The sequence below is a fragment of the Dyadobacter sp. CY327 genome, assembly GCF_021390415.1.
Taxonomy (GTDB): domain Bacteria; phylum Bacteroidota; class Bacteroidia; order Cytophagales; family Spirosomataceae; genus Dyadobacter; species Dyadobacter chenhuakuii.
The window spans coordinates 1398497-1420201 of record NZ_JAJUXJ010000001.1 but is presented as its reverse complement, the minus strand read 5'-3'; the positions used below and the strand labels follow the sequence as shown (position 1 = coordinate 1420201).

Here is a 21705-nt window from a genome sequence, read left to right as displayed (position 1 = left end):
GCGGAGTCGAAGGGACGCTATTACCTAGATGATAGCGCCCCTTCGGCTCCGCTCAGGGTGACAAGGGATGTTCAGCTTTAGCGCTCTAGCCATTGGCCGCCCAGCGGTCGGGCCTCCGAAGGTGCCGTTGTGCTAGCCCTTCGGCTCCGCTCAGGGTGACAAGACAGACGCCCTGTCACCCTGAGCGAAGCCGAAGGGGGCGTTACCACCTTGGTAATAACGCCCCCTTAATTACTTCCACACTTCGTTACATTAACAGCAGTTACTGCCCGCCGTACATGTTAAATGCGGCAAGGTGCTTCTGGAATATGGCTTCGTATTTCTTTGCGACGGCTTCTTGCTTCGCTTCGCGGCATTCCTGGACGATGATCTGCATGATGTAGAGATAAACGTTGGTGTCGCGGCGTTTTGTAGTGCCGTTGTCTTTGGCCCACGTTAATACCTCGTCGGCGCGTGTTGCCATGGTTTCTGCTATTTCCAATGCCTTTTTCGTTTCACCCAGGTCGAACAATGGTCCGATGAAGTTTGCCGAGAACTGGTCATATGGAATGCTTTTGTCCGGCATTGTAGCCAATGATTTTTCGATTGCTTTCTTAGCTTCGTCCTTGCGGCCGTCTGCGATCAGCTGACCCGTTAAGCGAAGGAATGCGATACGTGCCGTGGCAACCGGTGAACCCAGATATGTGTTGTCATAATAGGTGTTCGGGTTATCCAGCTCCCGCCAGAACATTTTGGTCATTAGGTTGTTGTACATCACATCCGTGTTCACGTAGCCGTCGCTGGCCCCCGGCACTTTTACGGGAAGCAGGCGGTAAGCGTATCCTTCCAGCTGCATGTATTCTTTCAAATTCAGGTAACTCGATCCGCCCAATGTTGAGGAGAAGTAAATCGGTCTTTTCCAGTCGTTTGTGGCAATGATGTCGAGCATGATCAGGTCCGATTTATACAGATCACCCTTACCAATGGTCCAGCTGATGGAATCGCTTACGAATGGGATCAGGTCGCTTTTGATAATATTCATTTTCTTAACCGCCTCTGCGTTCACAGGCAGGAAAAGCACAGATGATGGCAAGATAGAAGTCATATCGCCACTGGTTAGCGGCACTTGAATGGCTTTATTTTCTTGTTTTACCAATCCAAGATATTCTTTCAGGTTAATCCCTTCTTTTACGCTCGGAATTTCATAGAACGGCACAATGTCATTTTTACCGAAAGCGTAATTGTTTTTATCCAGAGAAATCGGAAGCGCTTCTGATAAATACGTTTTGCGCTTCATCTGGTCGATATACCAGTCCGTTCCTAGTAAGCTGAGGTTACATACACGCACGTCTGTCCGGAACCCTTCAACTTCCTGGACATACCACAATGGGAATGTATCATTATCGCCACCGGTGAAAAGGATCGCATTCGGTGCGCAGGAGTTCAAAAGGTTTTTGGCAAAATCCACGGAATGGAACCGGTTATCGCGGTTGTGGTTATCCCACCCTTTTACTCCCATAATAACGGGAACAACCAGACAGATCGCCGTGGCAGCTCCTGCTCTTGTAGTAGCGCTTTTTACGAATTTGCTCAATGCATCGGCAATGGAAATGACGCCAAAACCAATCCAGATACAGAAAATATAGAATGACCCCACGTAAATGTAATCACGCTCACGAGGCTCTGTTGGCGGCGAGTTCAGGTAAACAACGAGTGCTACGCCGGTCAAAATAAACAATAGTCCCAGGACAAGCAGGTCGCGTTTTTGTCTGAAATAAACAATCACAACCCCGAGTAATCCCAGTATGAATGGCAGCATGAAATAATTGTCATGCGCTTTGTTATTGGCAATCGGTGCAGGGTATGTTTTGCCGGCATCCCACGGAAGCATATTACCAGCCCCCTCTTCGTCACTTTCACGCCCTACGAAATTCCAAAGGAAATAACGCCAGTACATATGCCCGATCTGATACGAGAACATGAAAGACAGGTTGTTACCCATTGTTGGCTTCTGTCCTTCTGCCAGGCCGGTCATTTGCTGGTAAAGCTGGGGGTGACCCGACTGCGTGCTATACATACGCGGCAACAGCATGCTGCTCCCCGGTTCGTATTCATACTCAGGACGATAGTCATAAATAGCATACTTACCATCCTGTTTGCGATACATAGGCGCACCACGTTTCTGGCTTACCGGACGGGATACAAATGAAGGCCCGTAAAGCAAAGGACGGCTGCCATACTGCTCTCTTTTAAGGTAAGAAACGAAGCTCAGGACGTCGTTAGGATTGTTTTCATTGATGGGCGGATTGTACTCCGCACGCACAAGCACCATCAGGTAACTTGCATAACCGATCAAAACAAAAGCAAGTGAAAGCAAGCTTGTATTCAGGAGCACATTGCCTTTTTGGTGGGAATAACGGATTCCCCAGATGATGGCACCAATGAAAATAATGATGAAAAATATAACTCCTGACTTGTAAGGAAGCCCAAGTGAGTTTACGAAGAAGATCTCGAATTTACCCGCCACACTTGGCAAGCCAGGAATGATTCCTGAGTTGATAATAGCCAGGACAACAAGGCCGCCGGCAAATGCAAGAATGCCTCCGAAAACGCTGACCTTCGGGTATTTTTTGAAATAATAAACCAGCGCCAATGCCGGAATAGTTACCAGATTCAGCAAATGGACGCCTATTGAAAGCCCTACCAGGTAAGCGATAAAGATCAGCCAGCGGTTTTCAGCAGCCGGATCTTCGACGCGTTCCCATTTGAAAACGGCCCAGATAACGATCGCCGTGAAGAATGAAGACATTCCGTAAACCTCAGCTTCAACGGCTGAAAACCAGAACGAATCGGACCAGGTGTAAGCAAGTGCGCCCACAATTCCGGAGCCCATCAACAGGATAATGTCGCCTGATGTAAGGTCCGCATCGCTTTTCGCGATCAGCTTGCGTGCCAGCAATGTAATGGTCCAGAATAGAAAGAGGATCGTAAATGCGCTGCTTAGCACGGAAACCATGTTGATCCAGTAAGCAACATTAGTGAGGTCACCGAATGCTAATAATGAGAAAATCCGGCCTATTAACAGAAAAAAAGGTGCTCCCGGAGGGTGTGGCACCTGTAATTTGAAAGCGCAAGCGATAAATTCTCCGCAATCCCAAAAACTGGCAGTTCGTTCGACTGTAAGTGTATATGTGATTAATGCAATTGCGAAAACAATCCAACCCGTAAGGTTGTTGGAACGGTTGAAACGGGTCATTTGACAGACGGTAAATTTAAAAATGTTATGGGCAAAATGCGCAAAAACGGTAACTCGCTATGGGCAGTTTTATCAATGGTCGGCCAAAATTAGCAAAATTACCTCAACAGTAAGATTTTCCTTCTCTTAAAAAGTGTTAAAGAACTTAAAACCCTTTCACTTGTAAAAGATCCATTTGGCCAGCTCTTTGTAACTTACTTTTTTTCCATACATCAGGATACCAACGCGGTAAATCCGGGCTGCCAGCCACGTTGTGCCCATAAAACCCAGCACGAGCAGCACCATAGACAGCGCAATTTCCCAGGCCGGAACGCCAAACGGGATCCGCACCATCATAATGATCGGCGATGTGAAGGGAATAATGGAAGTCCAGAATGCCAGTGTCCCGTCGGGGTCGCGCAGGACGAATTGGGCGAAAACAAAAGAGAAAATGATTGGTAATGTGATCGGGAGCATGAATTGCTGGGTGTCTGCATCATTGTCCACCGCAGCACCTACAGCTCCGAAAAGCGCGCTGTAAAGCAGGTAACCTCCTAAATAATAGAATAGAAAGCAACCCAGGATCAAGGGAATATTCAAGCTGTTGATGGCCCCCAAAACTTCTGCAACCGGATTTTCAACATTACCGCCCGGCATACCCGATGGCCCGGGCATGCCCTTTTGGACCTTTTCCATTTCCTGTGCCATTTCAGGCGATTCTTTGGACATTTGGTTGCTCAAAACAGCCGAAGTAGCGCTCGTTAATGCGGTCGTAAGCAAAATCCAAAGCACGAATTGCGTGAGTCCAACCAGTGCTACCCCAATGATTTTACCCAACATTAACTGAAATGGCTTAACCGAAGAAATGATTACTTCGACGATCCGGCTTGTTTTTTCCTCTGTTATCCCGCGCATCACCTGCGTGCCGTAAATAAAAACGGACATATATATAAGGAATGCACAAATGCCGCCAATCACCGTTGCGGCTCCTGAACTGCTCGTTTTCTCGCCTTCCTCGCTCAGACTGATGGTTTCCGAGCTCACATTCACACGCGAATCTTCCAGGATTTTGTGCGTGATACCCGCTTCTTCAAGCTTAATGTTTTCGATTTCTTTCTCTATCACCTTTTCAATTTCCGATTTCAGGTCCATGCTCACATTTTTTGCAGCATAAATACGGACGCTTTTCGGTTCCTTAATGACATTTTCAGGAATGTACACCAATGCATTCGCGTCGCTATTTTTGAATTTGACTTTGGCAGAATCTATGGACGTATCCAGATAAGCAAATTTCAATGTTTCGCTATCCTTGAATTCATTCCGGAACAAACCGCTCTCATCCAGCACCTGGACCGTTTTTGTGTCAACAGAACCAACGGCAACCCAAATCACTACACCGTAAAAAGCGACGAATAGCAACGGCCCAAGCAGCGTCATGATCAGAAATGACTTCTTTTTGACCCTTACGAGATATTCCCTTCTGATTACCAAAAATATATTGCGCATTGTGGAAAGTTTTAAATGTAGGACGGCTTGAAACTATGCTTCCGGGACTTCATTGACGGAGCGCATGAAAATGTCGCTCATACTTGGAATGTTTTCTCCAAAAGACCGTATTTCAGCTCTCGGCAGCAAATCCCTGAGCAGATCATTTGGACTCGCAACTTCGCCCAGGTGAATGTTCGTACGCCTGTAACCGTTTTCAAGTTCTTTTTCAGGAGTAAGCGTGTAAAATTCTTCCAGACCACTCAGATCTCCTTTATATTCAACAAAATAAGTGTGGGTTTTAAATTGTTCCTTAATCAGCTTTTTGGGTCCGTCGAGCACTTTTTTGGCTTTGTGGATCAACGCAATGTTGTCGCAAAGCTCCTCCACGGTTTCCATTCTGTGCGTTGAAAAAATGATCGTGCTTCCTTTTTGTTTTAATTCCAGAATTTCGTCCCGGATAAGGTTTGCATTGATGGGGTCAAAACCTGAAAAGGGCTCGTCGAGAATGATCAGATCGGGTTCGTGGAGCACGGTGGAAACAAATTGCACCTTTTGCTGCATTCCTTTCGACAGGTCCGAAACGCTTTTATCCCACCAGGTTTTAATGTCGAATTTGATAAACCAGGTTTTCAGCTTGTCCATTGCCTGTTTCTGCGACAAGCCTTTGAGCTGCGCCAGATAGAGCAGCTGCTCCCCTACTTTCATTTTCTTATAAAGTCCGCGTTCTTCGGGCAAATAACCGATCCGCGAAATGTGACTTTGATTTAAATGCTTTCCGTCAAACAAAATTTCACCTTTATCTGGCCCGGTAATCTGGTTAATGATCCGGATCAGCGAGGTTTTTCCGGCGCCATTCGGCCCTAGCAAGCCAAAAATGCATCCTTTTGGGATGTTGATACTAACATCATCCAATGCAACATGATTGGAATACTCCTTGGTAACATTCCGGACTTCTATGATATTCATAATCTATATAATCGGCTGTAAAATGAGCTGCGAACTTGTGCGGTGTAAAATGCAAAGTAATCAGCGGCCAGATTAAAGTTACATTATGAGCGTCTAAAATCGAGTGATCAGTGGTAAAATAAAAAAAAGCGGGCGGATCACCGCTCGCTTTCGATTTTCAAATATTCAGGAAATGTGCTCAGATATATTTTTCTCTGATTTGAAATAAAACCCAAAACCCGATGACGCCGCTGATAAGCGCGACCAGAATGCTAAGCTGGATCAAATTACTCACCAAACCCACAAGCAATGCGTAATAAAGCAGGTTCCAACCCTCGCGCTTGCGGGCACGCAATGGCGAAAATGCCAGCACGTACATGATGAGCGTGATAACGCCAAGGGCAATGCTCACATAAAAGTTAAAACCAATGCCGACCGAAACGGCGCCCAGCCCAAGTGCTGCGCCACCAATGCCGAATGCCGTAAGCAAGCCTAAAATCCCAAGGATGGATAAAACGAGTATGAAATAGGGCCCGTAATGCACCAAAAATTCTTTGACAGACTCTGAAAACGGAGGGAATTTTTGTAAAAAGATGGGCTCTAATTCTTTTTCCAAAGGTAAGTTTGATTGCATAAAGAGGTACGTTTAGCTGAATATCAATAAATTAATCACTAAAACTAGAAAGAAAACTTTGTAACCCTTCTAACCCAATTAGCAACCGTTGCCGGTGTTTATTAATCGGCTTTTGGCATATCAAAGGCACATTAGTCTTCCGGATAAGGCACAAAAACAAAGCCGGAAAAATCGCCGATCAATGCAAAAAGGCAGCAGAACTCGTCGGCATTTTTGTAATTCTCGGTGAACATTAAAACCGATTCTTCGCCAATCAGCTTCCTGTCCACGAATTCCTGCATGAAACTAGCGCGATAGGCGTAGTTATTTGTCAGTTCGGTCCTATCGATCAGCAGTGCGCCTAATTCCACCTCACTATTGCTTACGATAAAAATCGGATAGTCAGAAAAGCCGCGTTTGCGGATCTGGTAAGACGCTTCTTTGAGCTGATCCGCCACTTTGATAAAATCCTGCGATATATAACCCATCAGTTTCTGGTTCAACTCAGGTGAGTTGGCGTCGTCCATCAGGGCATTTTCATTACTATTATTAATCATGATAATTTTAAATTAAAAAATCGGCTGACGCCTTACATTCTGGCTGCCAGCAGCAATGTTAAATCTTTATAGCGCATGTTAAAACTCCTTGCGATATGCGAATTTGTCAATGTTCCTTTGTGACAATACACTCCTTTCATAAACCAACGATTGGCATAAATCATTTCCTCGATGCCGCCAATTGTGCCTGTTTGCAATAAAAACGGCAAAAATACATTGCTAAGCGCCGTGCTGGCCGTATGCGCCACGCGTGAAGGAATGTTGGGCACGCAGTAATGAATCACATCATTATATTTGAATGTCGGGTGCTTGTGTGTGGTCATGCGGGAAGTTTCGAAAGACCCGCCCTGGTCAATGCTGACGTCAATGATTACGGAGCCGGGCTTCATCTGGGAAACCATTTCTTTGGTAACGACCAATGGGCTGATGCCGTTCTCAGCGCGCATCGTGCCTATGACAACATCAGCGCGGGCGATGGCCTCCGCTAATGTATCCGAGTCAATGATGGATGTATAAAGGTTTTGGCCTATCGCGTATTTTAACCTTTGTAACCTATATATATGTTTGTCAAAAACCTTGATATCCGCGCCCACGCTGATGGCGGCGCGCGTGGCATATTCCGCAACTGTTCCGGCTCCCAGGATCACGATTTTAGTGGGCGGAACGCCTGTAATACCACCCAGAATGATGCCTCTTCCACCATTAGGTGTAGATAAATATTCAGCAGCGATCAGCAAAACGGTGCTTCCCGCGATCTCGCCCATCGCCCTGATGATGGGCTTCCCTCCTACTTTATCTTCAATGAGCTCGTAACCGATCCCTGTTATTTTCAGCTCATTCAGTTTCTCAAAATATTTCTTTTCCAGCGTTGGCAGGTTCATCGCCGAAATTAATGTTGTCCCTGCTTTGATATAACGGAATTCTTCTTCCACCAGCGGCTCCACTTTCAGGATCACATTGGCCTGATACACTTCCTTGGCACTTTGCACGATCACCGCCCCGGCTTCGCTGTACTCGTGGTCGGAGAGGTTTCCGCCTTTTCCTGCATCTTTTTCAACCCACACTTCATGTCCGTTTCGAACGAGGATTTTTACAGCGTCGGGAGTCAATGCAATCCGGTTTTCCTGCAAAGAAACTTCACGCGGCAAGCCAATGTGCAGCGAATTCTGATCCTTGCGCACCGCCACCAGGGATTCCTGCGGATACAACGCCGACTGCTTGGCAAGCTCTTCGAAACCGGTAATCTGAGGTTGTGCCATTGAAAAAAGTAAATGTAAAACGAATTGATTATGACCTCTATACCTGGGTTGCCTTTAACATTCTCACGCCATTTTCATCCGCTTCCATTTGGATAAGCAGATAATGCAATGGCCATAAGGATTCAATTTTCCCTGGCCATTCGACAAAGCAGAAATGCCCGGAATCGAAATATTCCTCCACGCCCATATCGAGCGCTTCGACTTCATCCTTAATCCTGTAAAAATCAAAATGATACACCAATTTATCACCGGCGTCATATTCGTTGACCAGTGAAAATGTAGGGCTTTGAACGTGTGAGCGAACGCCCAGCTTTTTGCAGAGCGCTTTGATGAGGGTTGTCTTGCCGGCGGCCATATGGCCCTCGAAAAGCCATACGGGAATGTCTTTGCCAAGATGCAGCAGATCAGCAGAGACCGTTTCCAGTTCTTCCAACTCACTAAATTGCATAACGGCAGACTCTCCAAACATGCTACAAAAATACACATTTTGGAAAAACTCGTGACATTAAATCATGGAGTGTTGTGTTAAACCTTCCACTCGGCCTTCATGTCGCGGCCCAGAAGTTGGTTTGCCTCCTTGTCTTTTTTAAATTCTTCCTTTTTGGGATTCCAGGTTAATGAACGTTGCAGGCGATACGCGATGTTCCCAATATTGCAGACAGAAGCGGTCCTATGCCCCACTTCCACATCACAGATCGGCGGCTTCCGCGTCCGGATCGCATTCAGGAAATCTTTATAATGATTGTCACTGACGTAGACTTTTGAATTTTCACTGGTAAAGGTCTTCTCTTTTAATGTTTCGTGCGTGGTGCGCAGCTCTCCTCTTGCTACAAAAACCTCGCCGTCTGTTCCTACGAAATGACAATGTTGCTTGCCTTCCATCGGCCGGTGGATCACTTCGGCGCCGTTGGCATATTTGTAAATCAATCCTTTTGTAGGCTCTGAATAAACGAGCTCCACCGGCCCGCTGTTGTCCATGCCCAATCCCCATTGCGCGATGTCAAACATATGTGCGCCCCAGTCGGTCATGCCGCCGCCGCCAAATTCAATGTAATCACGCCATTTGGGCCAGAATGTGGCTGTCATGGCGGGTGCCAGTTCATTGTTATAAGGCCGGTTCATGGCATTGGGGCCCATCCAGAGATCCCAGTTCAGGCCATCGGGTTTTGTTTCTTCTTTTAAATCCCATGCTTTCGGCGGTCCGCCTACATTGACGAAAACCTGCTTCACTTTGCCAATGGCGCCACTTTGCACCAATTGCACAGCCTGCGTAAATTCCTTGGCCGATCGCTGCATGCTTCCTGTCTGGAAAACGCGATTATGCTTGCGGGTTGCATCCACCATAGCACGTCCTTCTCTGACAGTGAGCGCTAACGGTTTTTCGCAATAAATATCTTTCCCTGCCTCGGCAGCCCGCACCGCCATAGACGCATGCCAGTGATCCGGCGCTGCAATTACCACAGCATCAATGTCTTTACGGGCAAGCAACTCGCGAAAATCTTCAATTCCGATGGCTGACTTATAATTGCTTTGAGCCGCTTTCTCAGCATACCATTTATTTACATTGGTCACAAATGCTTCACGCTTAACCGCATACACATCCGAAGCAGCAACAATCTGCGTTTCCATCGTGTCCAGAAAACGATTCCTTAAACCGCCGCTCTGCCGACCGCAGCCGATAAATCCTAATGCAATTTTATCGCTCGGCGCCAGATATCCTTTCCCCAAAACATGCCTTGGAACGATCATGAATGAGGATAGCACCGCCCCTGCTTTTAGAAAGTCCCTGCGATTCAAAGTGTTGATTTCCATATCAGTTAGAAGTTGAGTTCTGATATTTCAAAGAAAAAAGAAGATATTTCTACTAACGAATTTTATTGATTGAAATCAATAGCAAATTCAATTTATCAAAAATTCCAATCGCTTTTTTAAATCCGTTGATTGAAATCAACGGCGAGATTTTTCAATATTCTATCGCCTTTGATTTTTAAACCACTTCCTTTTAAATCCGTTGATTGAAATCAACGGCGAATTTTTCAATCATTCCCGTCGATTTTAATCGACGGAAAATACTCGACACAGAAAATTGATTATCATCTAGTAAAAAACAACTTTCCAAAACTTATGATCATTAAGTTTTCATTTGAAAATTAAATTCAAACTCATGTCCCAACACATTTCCCGTCGCGATTTTCTCATCAATAGCGCTTTAGCTGGTGCAATTGCTCCTGTCATTGCGGACAATGCTTTTGCGGCAAGGGCTGATTCAGCAGCAGAAGTCCCTAAAATCAACATTTTTTCCAAACACCTGCACTTCCTGAATTATAGCGATATGGCGGATGCCGCCAAGGAACTCGGCTTCGATGGCATTGACCTCACGGTGCGCCCGAAAGGACATGTTTTGCCGGAGAATGTGGAAAATGACTTACCAAAAGCTGCGGAAGCGATGAAAAAGGCTGGTTTTACGCCCTTAATGTTCTGCACCGCCGTGGAAGATGCAACCAATCCGGTTGACAAAAAATTGCTGGAAACGGCTTCCAAGCTGGGTTTCAAATATTACCGCATGAATTGGTATAAATACAACGAACAGCAAACCATTCCGCAACTTCTGGATCAGTATAAGGATAAAATGGCTGGGTTAAGCCAGTTAAATAACCAGCTCGGGCTTGTTGGCTGCTATCAAAACCACGCGGGCAGACTGGTAGGCGCGAGCATGTTTGAAATCTGGGAAATTCTGCAAAAAGCCGATCCTAAAAGCATGGGTGCACAATATGACATCCGCCACGCCACATTGGAAGGTGGTCTTTCATGGCAAACGGGCTTCAATCTCATCAGGCCGAGCATTAAGACCATTGTTTTAAAAGATTTTATGTGGGAAAAAACCAATGGCAAATGGGGACCCAAAAGCGTCCCGCTCGGAGAAGGCATGGTGGATTTCAAAACCTATTTCAAACTACTGAAAGACAATAAAGTAGACGTTCCGATCTGCCTGCACCTGGAATATCCGCTGGGCGGTGCAGATCAGGGCGCGGATAAAATTACGGTGGATAAAAAGATCGTTTTCGATGCCATGCGACGGGATTTGAAAAGAGCAAAAGAACTTTGGCAGGAAGCATGAACAGCCCGTCATTATGAAGCGCCTGATCTTGTTTTCGCTGATTTTCGTGGCTGTTACCGGCTTCGCGATTGCTCCCTATTTAAATGATACGGACTGGCCGGAATACAACGGAAATGGTGAACGAAGTCATTATTCTGCGCTTAATCAAATTACAAAGAATAATGTCTCTGAGCTGAAAGTCGTGTGGACATATGCCTCCGGCGGAGCGGATACGGCGCGAAACCGCAGTCAGATGCAATGCAATCCCATCATTATTAACGGCATTCTTTATGGCGTTTCTGCATCTATCCAGGCTTTTGCGGTTGACGCGGCGACGGGCAAAGAAATTTGGAAAAGCGATTTGCCGGATGTTGCGGGAACGTTGAGCCGTGGTGTAACTTACTGGTCTGATAATCAAAGTAAACGCATCTTTTTTGGCGCTGCAAACTGGCTCTGCGCACTTGATGCAAACACCGGAAGGCTCATTGATTCGTTCGGTGATCACGGCAAAATCAACCTCAAAACAGGCATTGAACGCCCTGGCTCTGACGATTTTATATCATCCAACACACCTAACACCATTTATAAAAATCTGATCATTGTCGGCGGCAGGGTTGCCGAGAATGAAACGGCGCTTTTGGGCGATGTGCGTGCTTATAACACGGTCACGGGTAAGCTCATCTGGACGTTCCATACCATTCCGGACAAAGGTGAATTTGGCCACAACACGTGGTTGGCGCAGCCGGCAAGACAGAAATTCGGTGGCGCCAATGCCTGGGCAGGAATGGCCATTGACCGGAAACGCGGCATTGTTTACATTCCAACCGGCTCGGCGGCTTTTGATTTTTGGGGCGGCAACAGGCCCGGTGATAATTTGTTCGCCAATTGCCTCATAGCGCTCGATGCCGCAACAGGCAGACGACTCTGGCATTACCAGCTCGTCCACCATGACATTTGGGACCGCGATCCGCCTTGTCCGCCTAATCTGGTAACGCTGAACATTAACGGAAAACAAGTCGACGCCGTTGTGCAGATCACTAAGCAGGGTTACATCTTTGTTTTCGACCGCGTAACGGGCAAACCATTGTTTCCTATCAAAGAAACGGCCTTTCCAACGGATGCTATGGAAGGCGAAAAACCCAGCAAAACACAGCCCATTCCTACATTACCGCTGCCGTTCACAAGGCAGACATTCAGTGCAAAAGACTTTAATTCATTTGTCGCAGACCGCGATTCGTTGGAAGGGTTACTGAAAAAAGCACGCTTCGGAACGGCTTACATTCCGATCACCGGCGATATGACTATTTTTTATCCAGGAACAGATGGCGGCGCGCAGTGGGGCGGCGCGGCGACTGATCAGGATGGGATCATGTATATTCCGGCAAAGGAAATTCCGGTTTACACGACATTAAAGAAAAAGGAAGTGCTGAGTGAAAAGGCCGTTAACGGCAGCAAACTTTATCAATTGAATTGCGCCGCCTGTCACGGAGCTGATAAAACCGGAAACCACGACGGTTCTTATCCTTCACTCGTGAATGTTGAAAAGCGGTTATCCCGAGAACAGATCACAGCCATTTTACAAAAGGGAAAAGGAATGATGCCTTCGTTTTCGCACATTTCGGATGCAGAAAAAAATCTGATCACTGATTTTTTACAAAATAAAAACACGGAACAAAAGATCATCAGCACCAACACCGGGCAGGTTCCTTACCATAACACGGGTTATAATCGCTGGTATGACAAGAATGGCTATCCCGTAAGTCAGCCGCCTTGGGGAACGCTTACCGCCGTGGATCTCAACACAGGCCAACGCCGCTGGCAGGTGCCGCTAGGAGAATACAAAGCATTGACAGACAAAGGAATTCCACCAACCGGAACAGATAATTACGGCGGTCCGCTCGTCACATCGAGCGGCCTGATCTTCATCGCCGCCAGCCGCGACGAAAAGATCAGAGCATTCGACAAAGCAACCGGAAAAATCCTCTGGACCGCCACATTACCCGCCGCCGGCTACGCCTCAGCCAGCACCTATTCAGTGAAAGGCAAACAATTCCTCGTCATAGCCTGCGGAGGCGGTAAGTTGAATACGAAGTCGGGAGATAAATACGTGGCGTTCGCGCTGCCTTAGAAATGTTAGTTCCAAAGAATGGGGACCAACTTTTGATATAAGGCAAACTTCTTGTCCTGCGTAATGATAGTAAGCTTTTCTGCAATGGCCTGCGCAATGATCATCCGGTCGAACGGATCTGCGTGGAGCAAAGGCAGCTGTTCCAGCACGTCGTAATGTTCGTTGTAAAATGAGAGGGAATGAAAGGAATTCCGCATCGCGATTTTTTGGAATTCCGAGATGGGAACATTCAGATCCAGTTTTCCCAAACCTTTCTTGATCGTCATTTCCCAGTAAGTTGCGTGACTGACATAAAGGCTCGCAGAAGAAGAATTCAACTCGGAAATGACCTGACTGGAAAGTTTTTGATTGTTATCTGAATGCCAAAGTAAAATGTGTGTGTCTATTAAATAGTGCATAGTTAGTGTGAGAATCCGGGTGGAATAAAGTCGTCAAAATCGTCCGAAATGCGACCGACCATGCCTTTACCCCAACCTGGTTTCCTGAAACCGGAATCCGGATTGCTGGTGTCAAGAAGATTATTAACCATATCGATCAACTTATCATCCTCCGTGCTGATGATTTTTCCGATAATATCAATTTTCTTTTCTTCAGTTGTCATGGCAGCTTCATTTTGTCGTAGTCAAATATAATGTCATTAATTCCAAAACTCAAATATTCACGGGAGTGTTCGGGATGGCCAGCAGTTGCCCATTTCCCTTCAAAAGTTACCTTTGTTATTATTGTCTAAAAATAAAATTATGGCTTCACGAATTCTTAATGTTGGGTTGATTGGCTTTGGGTTGTCCGGGCGTTACTTTCATTCCCCTTTTCTTAGCACCAATCCGAATTTCAAGATCAAGACCGTTGTCGAAAGAAGTAAGAACGAGGCGCAGGAATTCGATCCGAACATTGGCAATGCGCGGTCTGTTGAGGAGCTTTTGAGCGACGAATCCATTGATCTTGTCTTCATATGCACGCCTAATGATACGCATTTCCCTTACGCAATGGACGCTTTGGAAAATGGCAAACATGTGGTGATCGAAAAGCCATTTGCGGCAACGGAGGAAGAAGCACGCCAGCTCGTTGCGGTGGCCAAAGAGAAAGGATTGATCCTGACGGCTTACCAAAACCGCCGCTGGGATTCGGATTTCTTAACCATTAAAAAACTGATTGCAGAAGATAAATTAGGCGACATTGTTGAGTATGAATGTCGCTACGACCGTTTCCGCCCGGTTGTTCCGACTGAATCCTGGAAAGAGAAAAGCGTTCCGGTGGGTGGCAACCTTTATAACCTGGGACCGCATTTGATTGATCAGGCTTTGGTGCTGTTCGGTGAGCCGCTGACAGTAACTGCCGAAATCCGTTCGGTAAGGCCTAACAGCGAGATTGATGATTACTTTGACGTGCGGCTGGGCTATGCGGATAAGCTGGTGATCGTAAAATCGAGCCTGATGGTTTATGAAAATTTCCTGCGCTATAACCTGCACGGGACGAAAGGATCATTTATCAAAGGCGGCCTGGACCCGCAGGAAGAGACATTAAGGAAAAATATTTTACCTACCGAAAAACCGTTGGGCGTTGAGCCGGAAAATCGCTGGGGAAAATTATCCAGCGAAGCGTTTACAGGCATCATCGAAAGTGAAGCGGGTGATTATGCGCCGTTTTATCAGAATGTGTATGACGCGATCGTAAACGGCGCGGAGCTGGCTGTAAAACCAGAAGAAATCCTACGCACAACGCGCGTGATCGATTTGGCTTTCCAAAGCAGCCGCGAGAAGCAGGTGATGACTTATTAATGTTTGATTTGGATTAAAAAAAACGAAAGGCTGTCACATTTCTGTGGCAGCCTTTTTTGCAGGAAGGTCCGTTGAGTTACTTAACAACTGCTGTTACCAGACGTTTTGTTTCCGTTGCGATCACGAATGGTTTTGCAGAAGTTTCGCCACCGTTGTTCACGATGAAGCTGTAATTTCCGTCAGTAAGGTTCGATAGATCGAAGATTTTTGAGTAGTTCTCAGATTTTGGAAGAACTGTGCTGTAAACGATGTCTCCGTTGAAATCTTTGATAACCAATGAAGATCTTTCTTTCACGCTGTCAAGCGTAAGTTTGAATTTCAATTCGCTGTTTGAAACCAGTTCAATAGAAGCGTTATTTTCTTTGTTTTTGTCTGCGGCGATGGTAAGATTAGCAGCTGATACTCCCAACAGAACTGCGATCGTCAAAATTGTCTTTTTCATGTTTCTAATGTTAATGTTTTGATTGAGTTTACTTTTGTACTTTTCAGATATTAAACCAACTCTATATTCTAATTCAATCTCAAACTTCCGTTGCACCGATATGCTGTGCTGTTTGATGATGTAAATGTAGATAACATTATGAATAGAATGCAACAGGCAAATATTCAGTTGGTTAAAGTTCTTTTCGTTGTTATCTAATCTTATTAGAATAATCCTATATTTATGGCAAAAGTGCAACAAGTAGTTTAAAATTTGATGGACGCCCAGATGACGCTAAGCAAAACCATTTTTGCACTTTTTTAATAATAACCATTCATAAAGAATTGCGGTTAACAAACACATAATATACCGCCGGATTTAAAGTATTTTCGTTTGCTATCCGTCTGCACTGTTAATACCAATTTTCAATCTTCACTTTGTCGGAGAAAAGGCCAAATATCATTCAAACCGTTGCGTCTTATAGTAAGCAGCTCATGGGGTTTATCCGGCAACGGGTGAATACCGATGAGGATGCTGAGGATATTTTGCAGGATGTTTGGTTTCAGCTAAGCAGTGTCCCTGAGATTGAAGCCATTGAGCAGATCGGCAGCTGGTTGTATCGCGTGGCGCGCAACCGTATCATTGATAAATACCGGAAACAAAAACCGGATTCGCTGGAAGATTACGGCTACGAGGACGAGGAAGGTGAGTTCTATTTCAAAGACATCCTGCTAGCCGATGACGGCACACCCGAAACGGTTTATATGCGAGAGCTTTTCTGGGAGCAACTGGGCATCGCTCTGGCCGAGCTTCCCGAAAACCAGCGGCAAGTGTTTGTTTGGAATGAACTGGAGGATCAGACTTTTCAGGAAATTTCAGACCGCACGGGAGAGAATATCAAAACATTAATTTCCAGGAAACGTTATGCTGTCCAGCATTTGCGACGAAGACTGGAAAACGTATATCAGGAATTTGTAAATTATTAAATTTGTCTATCATGAATCAGCGACATACATACAAGAAGCGCTTTTGGATGTTTCCCGTTTTCGGGTTTGCTGCTGCGCTCCTGCTGGGCGCGATTGTGCGTTGGTTATGGAATGCCATTTTGCCCGAGGTTTTGAATACCAATCCGATCTCCTACTGGCAGGCCGTTGGGTTGATCGTATTGTGCAGGATTTTGTTCGGCAATTTTGGCGGCGGACCGGGCAGGTGGCGTAAGCCTGGTTTCGGTGGAAACTTCCAAAATGAAGGAGGACCGGGATTCAGGTCGTGGCGAAATAAGTGGATGGATATGACGGATGAAGACAGGAAAAAATTTAAACAAGAGATGCGAAGGCGCTGCGGCAAGCCGCCCGAAAATGAATAGATACTACAAACCCAGCCCATAAAGCTGGGTTTTTTATTTTTTCAAAAATCATTAAAGTAATTTTTCTAATCAGCCGTCTGCGATGATGTACACCATTTGTATGCTATTCATTTTAAATCTAAAAAGCCATGTTTAATCAAATTCTTAAAACCGTTGCCGGCGGCATCCTGGGAGGGATTATCCTTTTCCTGATCCCGTTCCTGCTTTTCAAAGCACTTTTCTTTTTCCTTTTCATCGGCCTCATTTTCCGGCTGTTTGCAGGCAGGCGCCGCGGATACCACAGATGGAGACATTATGATCCGTATTTCGGCGGCCAGGATAGTCACCGTTTTTATGAAGGAAAAGAAGGGTTAAGAGATCCATTTTATCAGCATCCAAAAAATATTTAGCCATGAAAAAAAGTACAAGAATGCTGCTGGGGATAAGCATAGCGCTTATCACAGCAGCGAGTTTAAATTTTACAATAGGAAACCGCTTCCATCACCGCCAATGGGGCTCCGGATGGAGCCGTGAAGGAGGACCACATTACGGACACAGGGACTGCGGCGATAGTCATTCTTATCGGGGTGATGATCGGATGAAAGAAAATTCATCGCGGGAGCCGTCCCGTGCAGTTAGCCCCTAAATCCCCTGAAGGGGACTTTTACATCACTCTTGAAAGTCCCCTTTAGGGGATTTAGGGGCCCAGCATGCGTAAGCAATTTTCAACATTAAATTCAACACAAAATGTGCAATAACAGATTTGGACACCGTGGTCAGGGAATGCGCCATGAATATTCAGGAAAACAATTTGGCGGCAGCCATAACTATCGCGTGCCGGTTAACATCGTAAAAAACGATACGAACTATGAACTGATGGTGTTTGCACCTGACAGGGCGAAGGAGGATTTTAAGATCAGCATCAAAGGGCACGAGTTAACCATTGCCTATACATCAAACCACGAAAGAGAGGACAACCGGAACTGGATCCGCCATGAATTCAGCAAAACTTCTTTCGAGCGGTCGTTTGTGATTGATGAAACAGTAGATTCAGACAACATTGTGGCTGAGTACAACAATGGAATTCTCCATTTGAACCTCCCGATCATTCCCGGATCGGAAAAACCGGCACAGGAAATTAGCATCAGCTAATTAATAGGTGTTGACAAAAAAGGCCTCTGCCGAAATGCAGAGGCCTTTTTTGGTTATTTCAATGTCCGCTTATTTCCTTTGGAGTCGATGGCGGTTGCTTGCTCGGCGTAGGCGGGCAAGAATAAAGTATGCGAGGATTGCGACAGGAATGATGAACCGTATCCCAGCTCCTCTCTCCTGGTTTTTCCGCCTTTTAGTTTCAATAGCACCGTCGTTTCATTCGGCATAAGCGTGTGCTTTTTAGTCTCTTTGCGTAGCTGGTGGAAACACAACGAATCCCTGTTTTGTGAGGTGGCTGCGATCCAGTTATTGCCGGAAGATGCTAATTTCACTAACCCTTTTGCATTGCCCATGGCAGCATAACCGCCTTGCGCCAGGTTCAATGGCTTGAAATTGCCCTTCCCATCCCCTTTCAGTACCAACCCGTAAAACGCGTCGTACCGCCCTACCGAAACTTCCGACCCGTAATCATTGCCGGTAAGCAGCACATCCAGGTTTCCGTCCTGATCAAAATCATCGGCGATCATGCCGAAAATCGGTGCGACCTGTGCCTGGACTGGGAGCTCGCGGACTGCGAATTTACCATTTCCAAGATTTTCTATATAACTACTTTTCATCCAGGTGGCGCTCACATGCAGGGCGTCTTTAAGCTCTTCGGGTTTTAAGATTTCGGGCAGGCTTACCTGGGCAAACTTGTTGTATTCCTGAAAGCGCTGCCGCACCTGAATGATCTGCTTGCCCATATCATCCCTCGTATTGTAAGGAAACTCTTTGTAAGTCTTGTCGTCTGCGCGATAGTAAACGGTTGGTATGGCATCAAAATAGCCGTCATTGTTGAAATCTTTGGCATACATGCTCACCGGTTGTTTCTCGGAAGCACGCGCCAGTGAATTGATCCCCAAATTCCCGGCGATGTAATCCATATCCCCGTCGTTATCAAAATCTCCTGCCGTAAGGCTTCCCCACCAGCCTTTCTTGTCTTCCAGTCCGGATGTCGCTTTTGCAAATTTGCCTTTGTTATTTTTGAAGAAAGTTACCGGCATCCATTCTCCCGCAACGACCAGGTCCACCCAGCCATCATTGTCATAATCAGTCCATAATGCGTCGCATACCAAACCAATGTTGACAAGATCCGGAATGACAGCCTTGGTTGCATCCGAAAATTTCACTGTGCTGCTTTGTGAATCATTGCGCAGAATGTGACTTGAAACGGGCTTTGGATATGCCCCAGACTCCACCCTACCGCCAATAAAAAGGTCCAGGTCGCCATCTTTGTCATAATCGACTGCCTTTATGCAAGAACCATTCACGAGGAACTGTGGCAGAGCGGCTGTATCAAGGCTGAATTTGCCTTTGCCATCATTGGTATAAAGCAGCGTTTTAAGGCCCGGCGTGCCTGCCCGTATTTCATAGCTTCCGCTAACCACGCACAGGTCGAGATCTTTATCATTATCCGCGTCAAAAAGCAGGACGCCCATGTCTTCTGTGTCTTTCGTTACACCTTCCAAGCCGGGAAGTAAATCCGTAACCTGGAATTTCCCATTTGTTTGCTGCAACAGGAAGCGGCCTTTGAAGTTCATTGGACCGCCAATAAAGATATCGTCCAAACCATCCCCATTCACATCACCAGCAGCCAAAGCCGGGCCGAATTGTGACATTTTGTGCGGAAGCAGTTTTTGTATATTAAAATCAATAACATCGGTTTCCTGGTGCCTGTATGGAAGGTTTATCTTGGATGTAATGTCTGTAAAAAGCGGCGTTTCAGAGTTTTCATTCTGATGAGATTCGATGATATTCTTCGCATCTGCTTCGTTGAATGTAAGCACTTGATTCGTTTTTACATCCTTCATGATCTGTGACTTACCACCTGGCCAGGTCACTTTTACGTGGTCTACTTTTCTGGTTGTACCAAGGCCGAAATGTACATATGGCTCAATTGTTGACAAGTAACCGCGGTAAGGTGAATTCTCGGAAATCTGGCGCACCGTATCTGCATACATAATCTCTGCAATCGCGCCGATTCCTGCTTTGTTATAACGCGCTCCTTTGAATGCAATTCGTAAGTAATTGCTCTCTTCGGGCTTAGTCTGAATGCTGTTGTTCCGGTAAACAAATGCGGAATCATTGATGTTGTTTACCACGAAATCTAGGTCACCGTCATTATCAAGATCGGCATATGCGGCACCATTGGAGAAGCTTTCTGTTTCGAGGCCCCATTGCTCTGAGACATCCTGGAAACCTAGGTCTCCCTTATTTTTAAATGCAAAATTGTTAATCTTAATAGTCGGAATGTAATCCAGCATCATCATAGGCTCCATCACGCTCGATACTTCGTTCCGGTAAGCGATGAAGTCGAGGTCGGTAATGTCTTTGGGAAAACCATTGGTAATGATCATGTCCCTCATGCCGTCGTTATCGAAATCCGTAACCATGGGCGTCCAGCTCCAATCCGTTTCAGCCACGCCGCTCAGCAAACCTATTTCGCTGAAAACAGGACTTTTGCTCTTGCCATCCACCGATCCCAAATTAAGCTGCAATGTGTTTCTTGCCACCTGATATTGGTAACCAAAAAGCTCATTGTTCTGGTAAGTGACATAGCTGTTCGCGGGCGTCATCATTTTCTTCCTGCGGTTGGTGGCGGGCATCATGTCCACGGCGACCAGATCTACCAACCCGTCGTTGTTAATGTCGGCCACATCATTGCCCATCGCTGAATGGGAAGTGTGCTTGAATGAGGATGCTGCTTTGTCTGTGAATGTACCGTTACCATTATTAATGTAAAGCAGGTCATTGGTCAGATAGTCGTTCGTAACATAGATGTCCTTGTAACCATCCTGATTGATATCCGTCACATTCACACCCAAACCATAACCTTCTATAAGGATCCCCGCCTCTTTTGACACATTGGTAAATACGGGATGATTTAATTTTTCGTCCCAATCATTGCGATATAACCGGTCAGTTCTTTTTGATGATCCGTCGACGATCTTTTTGTGATATTTGTTGGGAAAAGTGTTGTCGTCCATCTCGTTAACGAGCAAAAAGAGATCCAGATCGCCATCATTGTCGTAGTCCAGAAAAGCGGCGTTGGTGGTGTGTGTAGTGTCGGCAACTCCATATTCTTTGCCCATTTCTTTGAAAACCGGAGTGCCATCCTTATCCAGCCCCTGGTTTACATAAAGCAAATTTTCGCGCTCCTTTGCGACCTTCCTTACTGACGCACAAACATAAATATCCAGCAGGTTGTCTGCATTGATATCGATCAATGCCACGCCTGTGGACCATTTGTTCTTAGCTTCCACTCCCGCCTTCCGGGTGACGTCCTCAAACTTGAAATCACCTTTGTTGAGATACAATTTGTTTTCAACCGAGTTTCCGGTAAAATATACGTCCGGGAGGCTGTCATTGTTGAAGTCGCCCAAAGCTACGCCCCCGCCATTGTACACATATTCGAACGAAAGAATGTTCATCGTATCGTTTTCCGCAATCCGATTCGAAAACTGAATGCCCGTTTCATCGCTGTCAAGCAGGGTAAATGTTTTCAACTTCTTATTGCATGACGAAAGCAGTGCAGCAACTACAAGTAGAATTAAGAAATGTTTTGGGGGTAAAATGGACTTCATTTGAAAAAAACAAAAGTGGGGAACATCTCGAAATTAATAAAAGGAGATGGTAAACAAATACCACCTCCTTTTATTAAGCAATTCT

The 21705-nt window shown here is 45.8% G+C and carries 20 protein-coding genes; 8 read left to right on the top strand and 12 right to left on the bottom strand.

The window, feature by feature from the left end; all coding sequences use genetic code 11:
• Positions 1-262: 262 nt before the first annotated feature.
• From LZG74_RS05985 to LZG74_RS05950, 8 genes are all read right to left on the bottom strand, one after another.
• Positions 263-3235, bottom strand: a complete 2973-nt coding sequence (locus LZG74_RS05985; protein ID WP_233795675.1) for a DUF2723 domain-containing protein — start codon at positions 3233-3235, stop codon at positions 263-265.
• A gap of 156 nt (positions 3236-3391) precedes the next feature.
• Positions 3392-4720: an ABC transporter permease gene (locus tag LZG74_RS05980; protein ID WP_233795674.1), complete on the bottom strand. Its 1329-nt coding sequence runs from the start codon at positions 4718-4720 to the stop codon at positions 3392-3394.
• Between the two features lie 33 nt (positions 4721-4753).
• The gene (locus tag LZG74_RS05975; RefSeq protein WP_233795673.1) at positions 4754-5668 is read right to left on the bottom strand and encodes an ABC transporter ATP-binding protein; all 915 of its coding nucleotides are present in this window, start codon (positions 5666-5668) and stop codon (positions 4754-4756) included.
• A gap of 178 nt (positions 5669-5846) precedes the next feature.
• Positions 5847-6281, bottom strand: coding sequence for a hypothetical protein (locus LZG74_RS05970; RefSeq protein ID WP_233795672.1), 435 nt, complete (start codon positions 6279-6281; stop codon positions 5847-5849).
• A gap of 131 nt (positions 6282-6412) precedes the next feature.
• Complete coding sequence (locus LZG74_RS05965) at positions 6413-6817, bottom strand: hypothetical protein (protein WP_233795671.1); 405 nt, start codon at positions 6815-6817, stop codon at positions 6413-6415.
• Between the two features lie 32 nt (positions 6818-6849).
• Complete coding sequence (locus LZG74_RS05960; protein ID WP_233795670.1) at positions 6850-8076, bottom strand: alanine dehydrogenase; 1227 nt, start codon at positions 8074-8076, stop codon at positions 6850-6852.
• A 37-nt stretch (positions 8077-8113) separates the two neighbouring features.
• On the bottom strand, positions 8114-8524 hold the full coding sequence (gene tsaE / locus LZG74_RS05955; protein ID WP_233795669.1) for a tRNA (adenosine(37)-N6)-threonylcarbamoyltransferase complex ATPase subunit type 1 TsaE: 411 nt from the start codon (positions 8522-8524) through the stop codon (positions 8114-8116).
• Positions 8525-8601: 77 nt separating this feature from the next.
• The gene (locus LZG74_RS05950) at positions 8602-9888 is read right to left on the bottom strand and encodes a Gfo/Idh/MocA family protein (protein WP_233795668.1); all 1287 of its coding nucleotides are present in this window, start codon (positions 9886-9888) and stop codon (positions 8602-8604) included.
• A 352-nt stretch (positions 9889-10240) separates the two neighbouring features.
• Between LZG74_RS05950 and LZG74_RS05945 the strand changes: the two genes are divergently transcribed.
• The gene (locus LZG74_RS05945) at positions 10241-11194 is read left to right on the top strand and encodes a sugar phosphate isomerase/epimerase (protein ID WP_233795667.1); all 954 of its coding nucleotides are present in this window, start codon (positions 10241-10243) and stop codon (positions 11192-11194) included.
• A gap of 13 nt (positions 11195-11207) precedes the next feature.
• Entirely contained in the window at positions 11208-13301 is a 2094-nt protein-coding gene (locus LZG74_RS05940; protein ID WP_233795666.1) for a pyrroloquinoline quinone-dependent dehydrogenase, read from the top strand.
• Between the two features lie 5 nt (positions 13302-13306).
• On the opposite strand, the gene LZG74_RS05935 is transcribed toward LZG74_RS05940, so the two are convergent.
• The gene (locus tag LZG74_RS05935) at positions 13307-13699 is read right to left on the bottom strand and encodes a type II toxin-antitoxin system VapC family toxin (protein WP_233795665.1); all 393 of its coding nucleotides are present in this window, start codon (positions 13697-13699) and stop codon (positions 13307-13309) included.
• A 2-nt stretch (positions 13700-13701) separates the two neighbouring features.
• Positions 13702-13902: a hypothetical protein gene (locus LZG74_RS05930; protein ID WP_233795664.1), complete on the bottom strand. Its 201-nt coding sequence runs from the start codon at positions 13900-13902 to the stop codon at positions 13702-13704.
• A gap of 139 nt (positions 13903-14041) precedes the next feature.
• Here LZG74_RS05930 and LZG74_RS05925 point away from each other — a divergent pair, with 139 nt between their 5' ends.
• Positions 14042-15079 carry a Gfo/Idh/MocA family oxidoreductase gene (locus LZG74_RS05925; protein WP_233795663.1) on the top strand — a complete coding sequence of 346 codons (1038 nt, stop codon included), beginning with the start codon at positions 14042-14044 and terminating at the stop codon, positions 15077-15079.
• A 76-nt stretch (positions 15080-15155) separates the two neighbouring features.
• Here LZG74_RS05925 and LZG74_RS05920 read toward each other — a convergent pair whose 3' ends face one another.
• On the bottom strand, positions 15156-15521 hold the full coding sequence (locus LZG74_RS05920) for a hypothetical protein (protein WP_233795662.1): 366 nt from the start codon (positions 15519-15521) through the stop codon (positions 15156-15158).
• Between the two features lie 416 nt (positions 15522-15937).
• On the opposite strand from LZG74_RS05920, the gene LZG74_RS05915 reads away from it, so the two are divergent.
• The 5 genes from LZG74_RS05915 (at position 15938) to LZG74_RS05895 (ending at position 17997) form a co-directional block, all read left to right on the top strand.
• Positions 15938-16486, top strand: a complete 549-nt coding sequence (locus LZG74_RS05915) for an RNA polymerase sigma factor (protein WP_233795661.1) — start codon at positions 15938-15940, stop codon at positions 16484-16486.
• 11 nt (positions 16487-16497) lie between these two features.
• Positions 16498-16866 carry a poly-gamma-glutamate biosynthesis protein PgsC/CapC gene (locus LZG74_RS05910; RefSeq protein WP_233795660.1) on the top strand — a complete coding sequence of 123 codons (369 nt, stop codon included), beginning with the start codon at positions 16498-16500 and terminating at the stop codon, positions 16864-16866.
• 128 nt (positions 16867-16994) lie between these two features.
• On the top strand, positions 16995-17255 hold the full coding sequence (locus LZG74_RS05905) for a hypothetical protein (RefSeq protein ID WP_233795659.1): 261 nt from the start codon (positions 16995-16997) through the stop codon (positions 17253-17255).
• 2 nt (positions 17256-17257) lie between these two features.
• Positions 17258-17491: a hypothetical protein gene (locus LZG74_RS05900; protein WP_233795658.1), complete on the top strand. Its 234-nt coding sequence runs from the start codon at positions 17258-17260 to the stop codon at positions 17489-17491.
• A gap of 101 nt (positions 17492-17592) precedes the next feature.
• The gene (locus LZG74_RS05895; RefSeq protein ID WP_233795657.1) at positions 17593-17997 is read left to right on the top strand and encodes an Hsp20/alpha crystallin family protein; all 405 of its coding nucleotides are present in this window, start codon (positions 17593-17595) and stop codon (positions 17995-17997) included.
• A gap of 53 nt (positions 17998-18050) precedes the next feature.
• On the opposite strand, the gene LZG74_RS05890 is transcribed toward LZG74_RS05895, so the two are convergent.
• Positions 18051-21620: an FG-GAP-like repeat-containing protein gene (locus LZG74_RS05890; protein ID WP_233795656.1), complete on the bottom strand. Its 3570-nt coding sequence runs from the start codon at positions 21618-21620 to the stop codon at positions 18051-18053.
• Positions 21621-21705 lie beyond the last annotated feature (85 nt).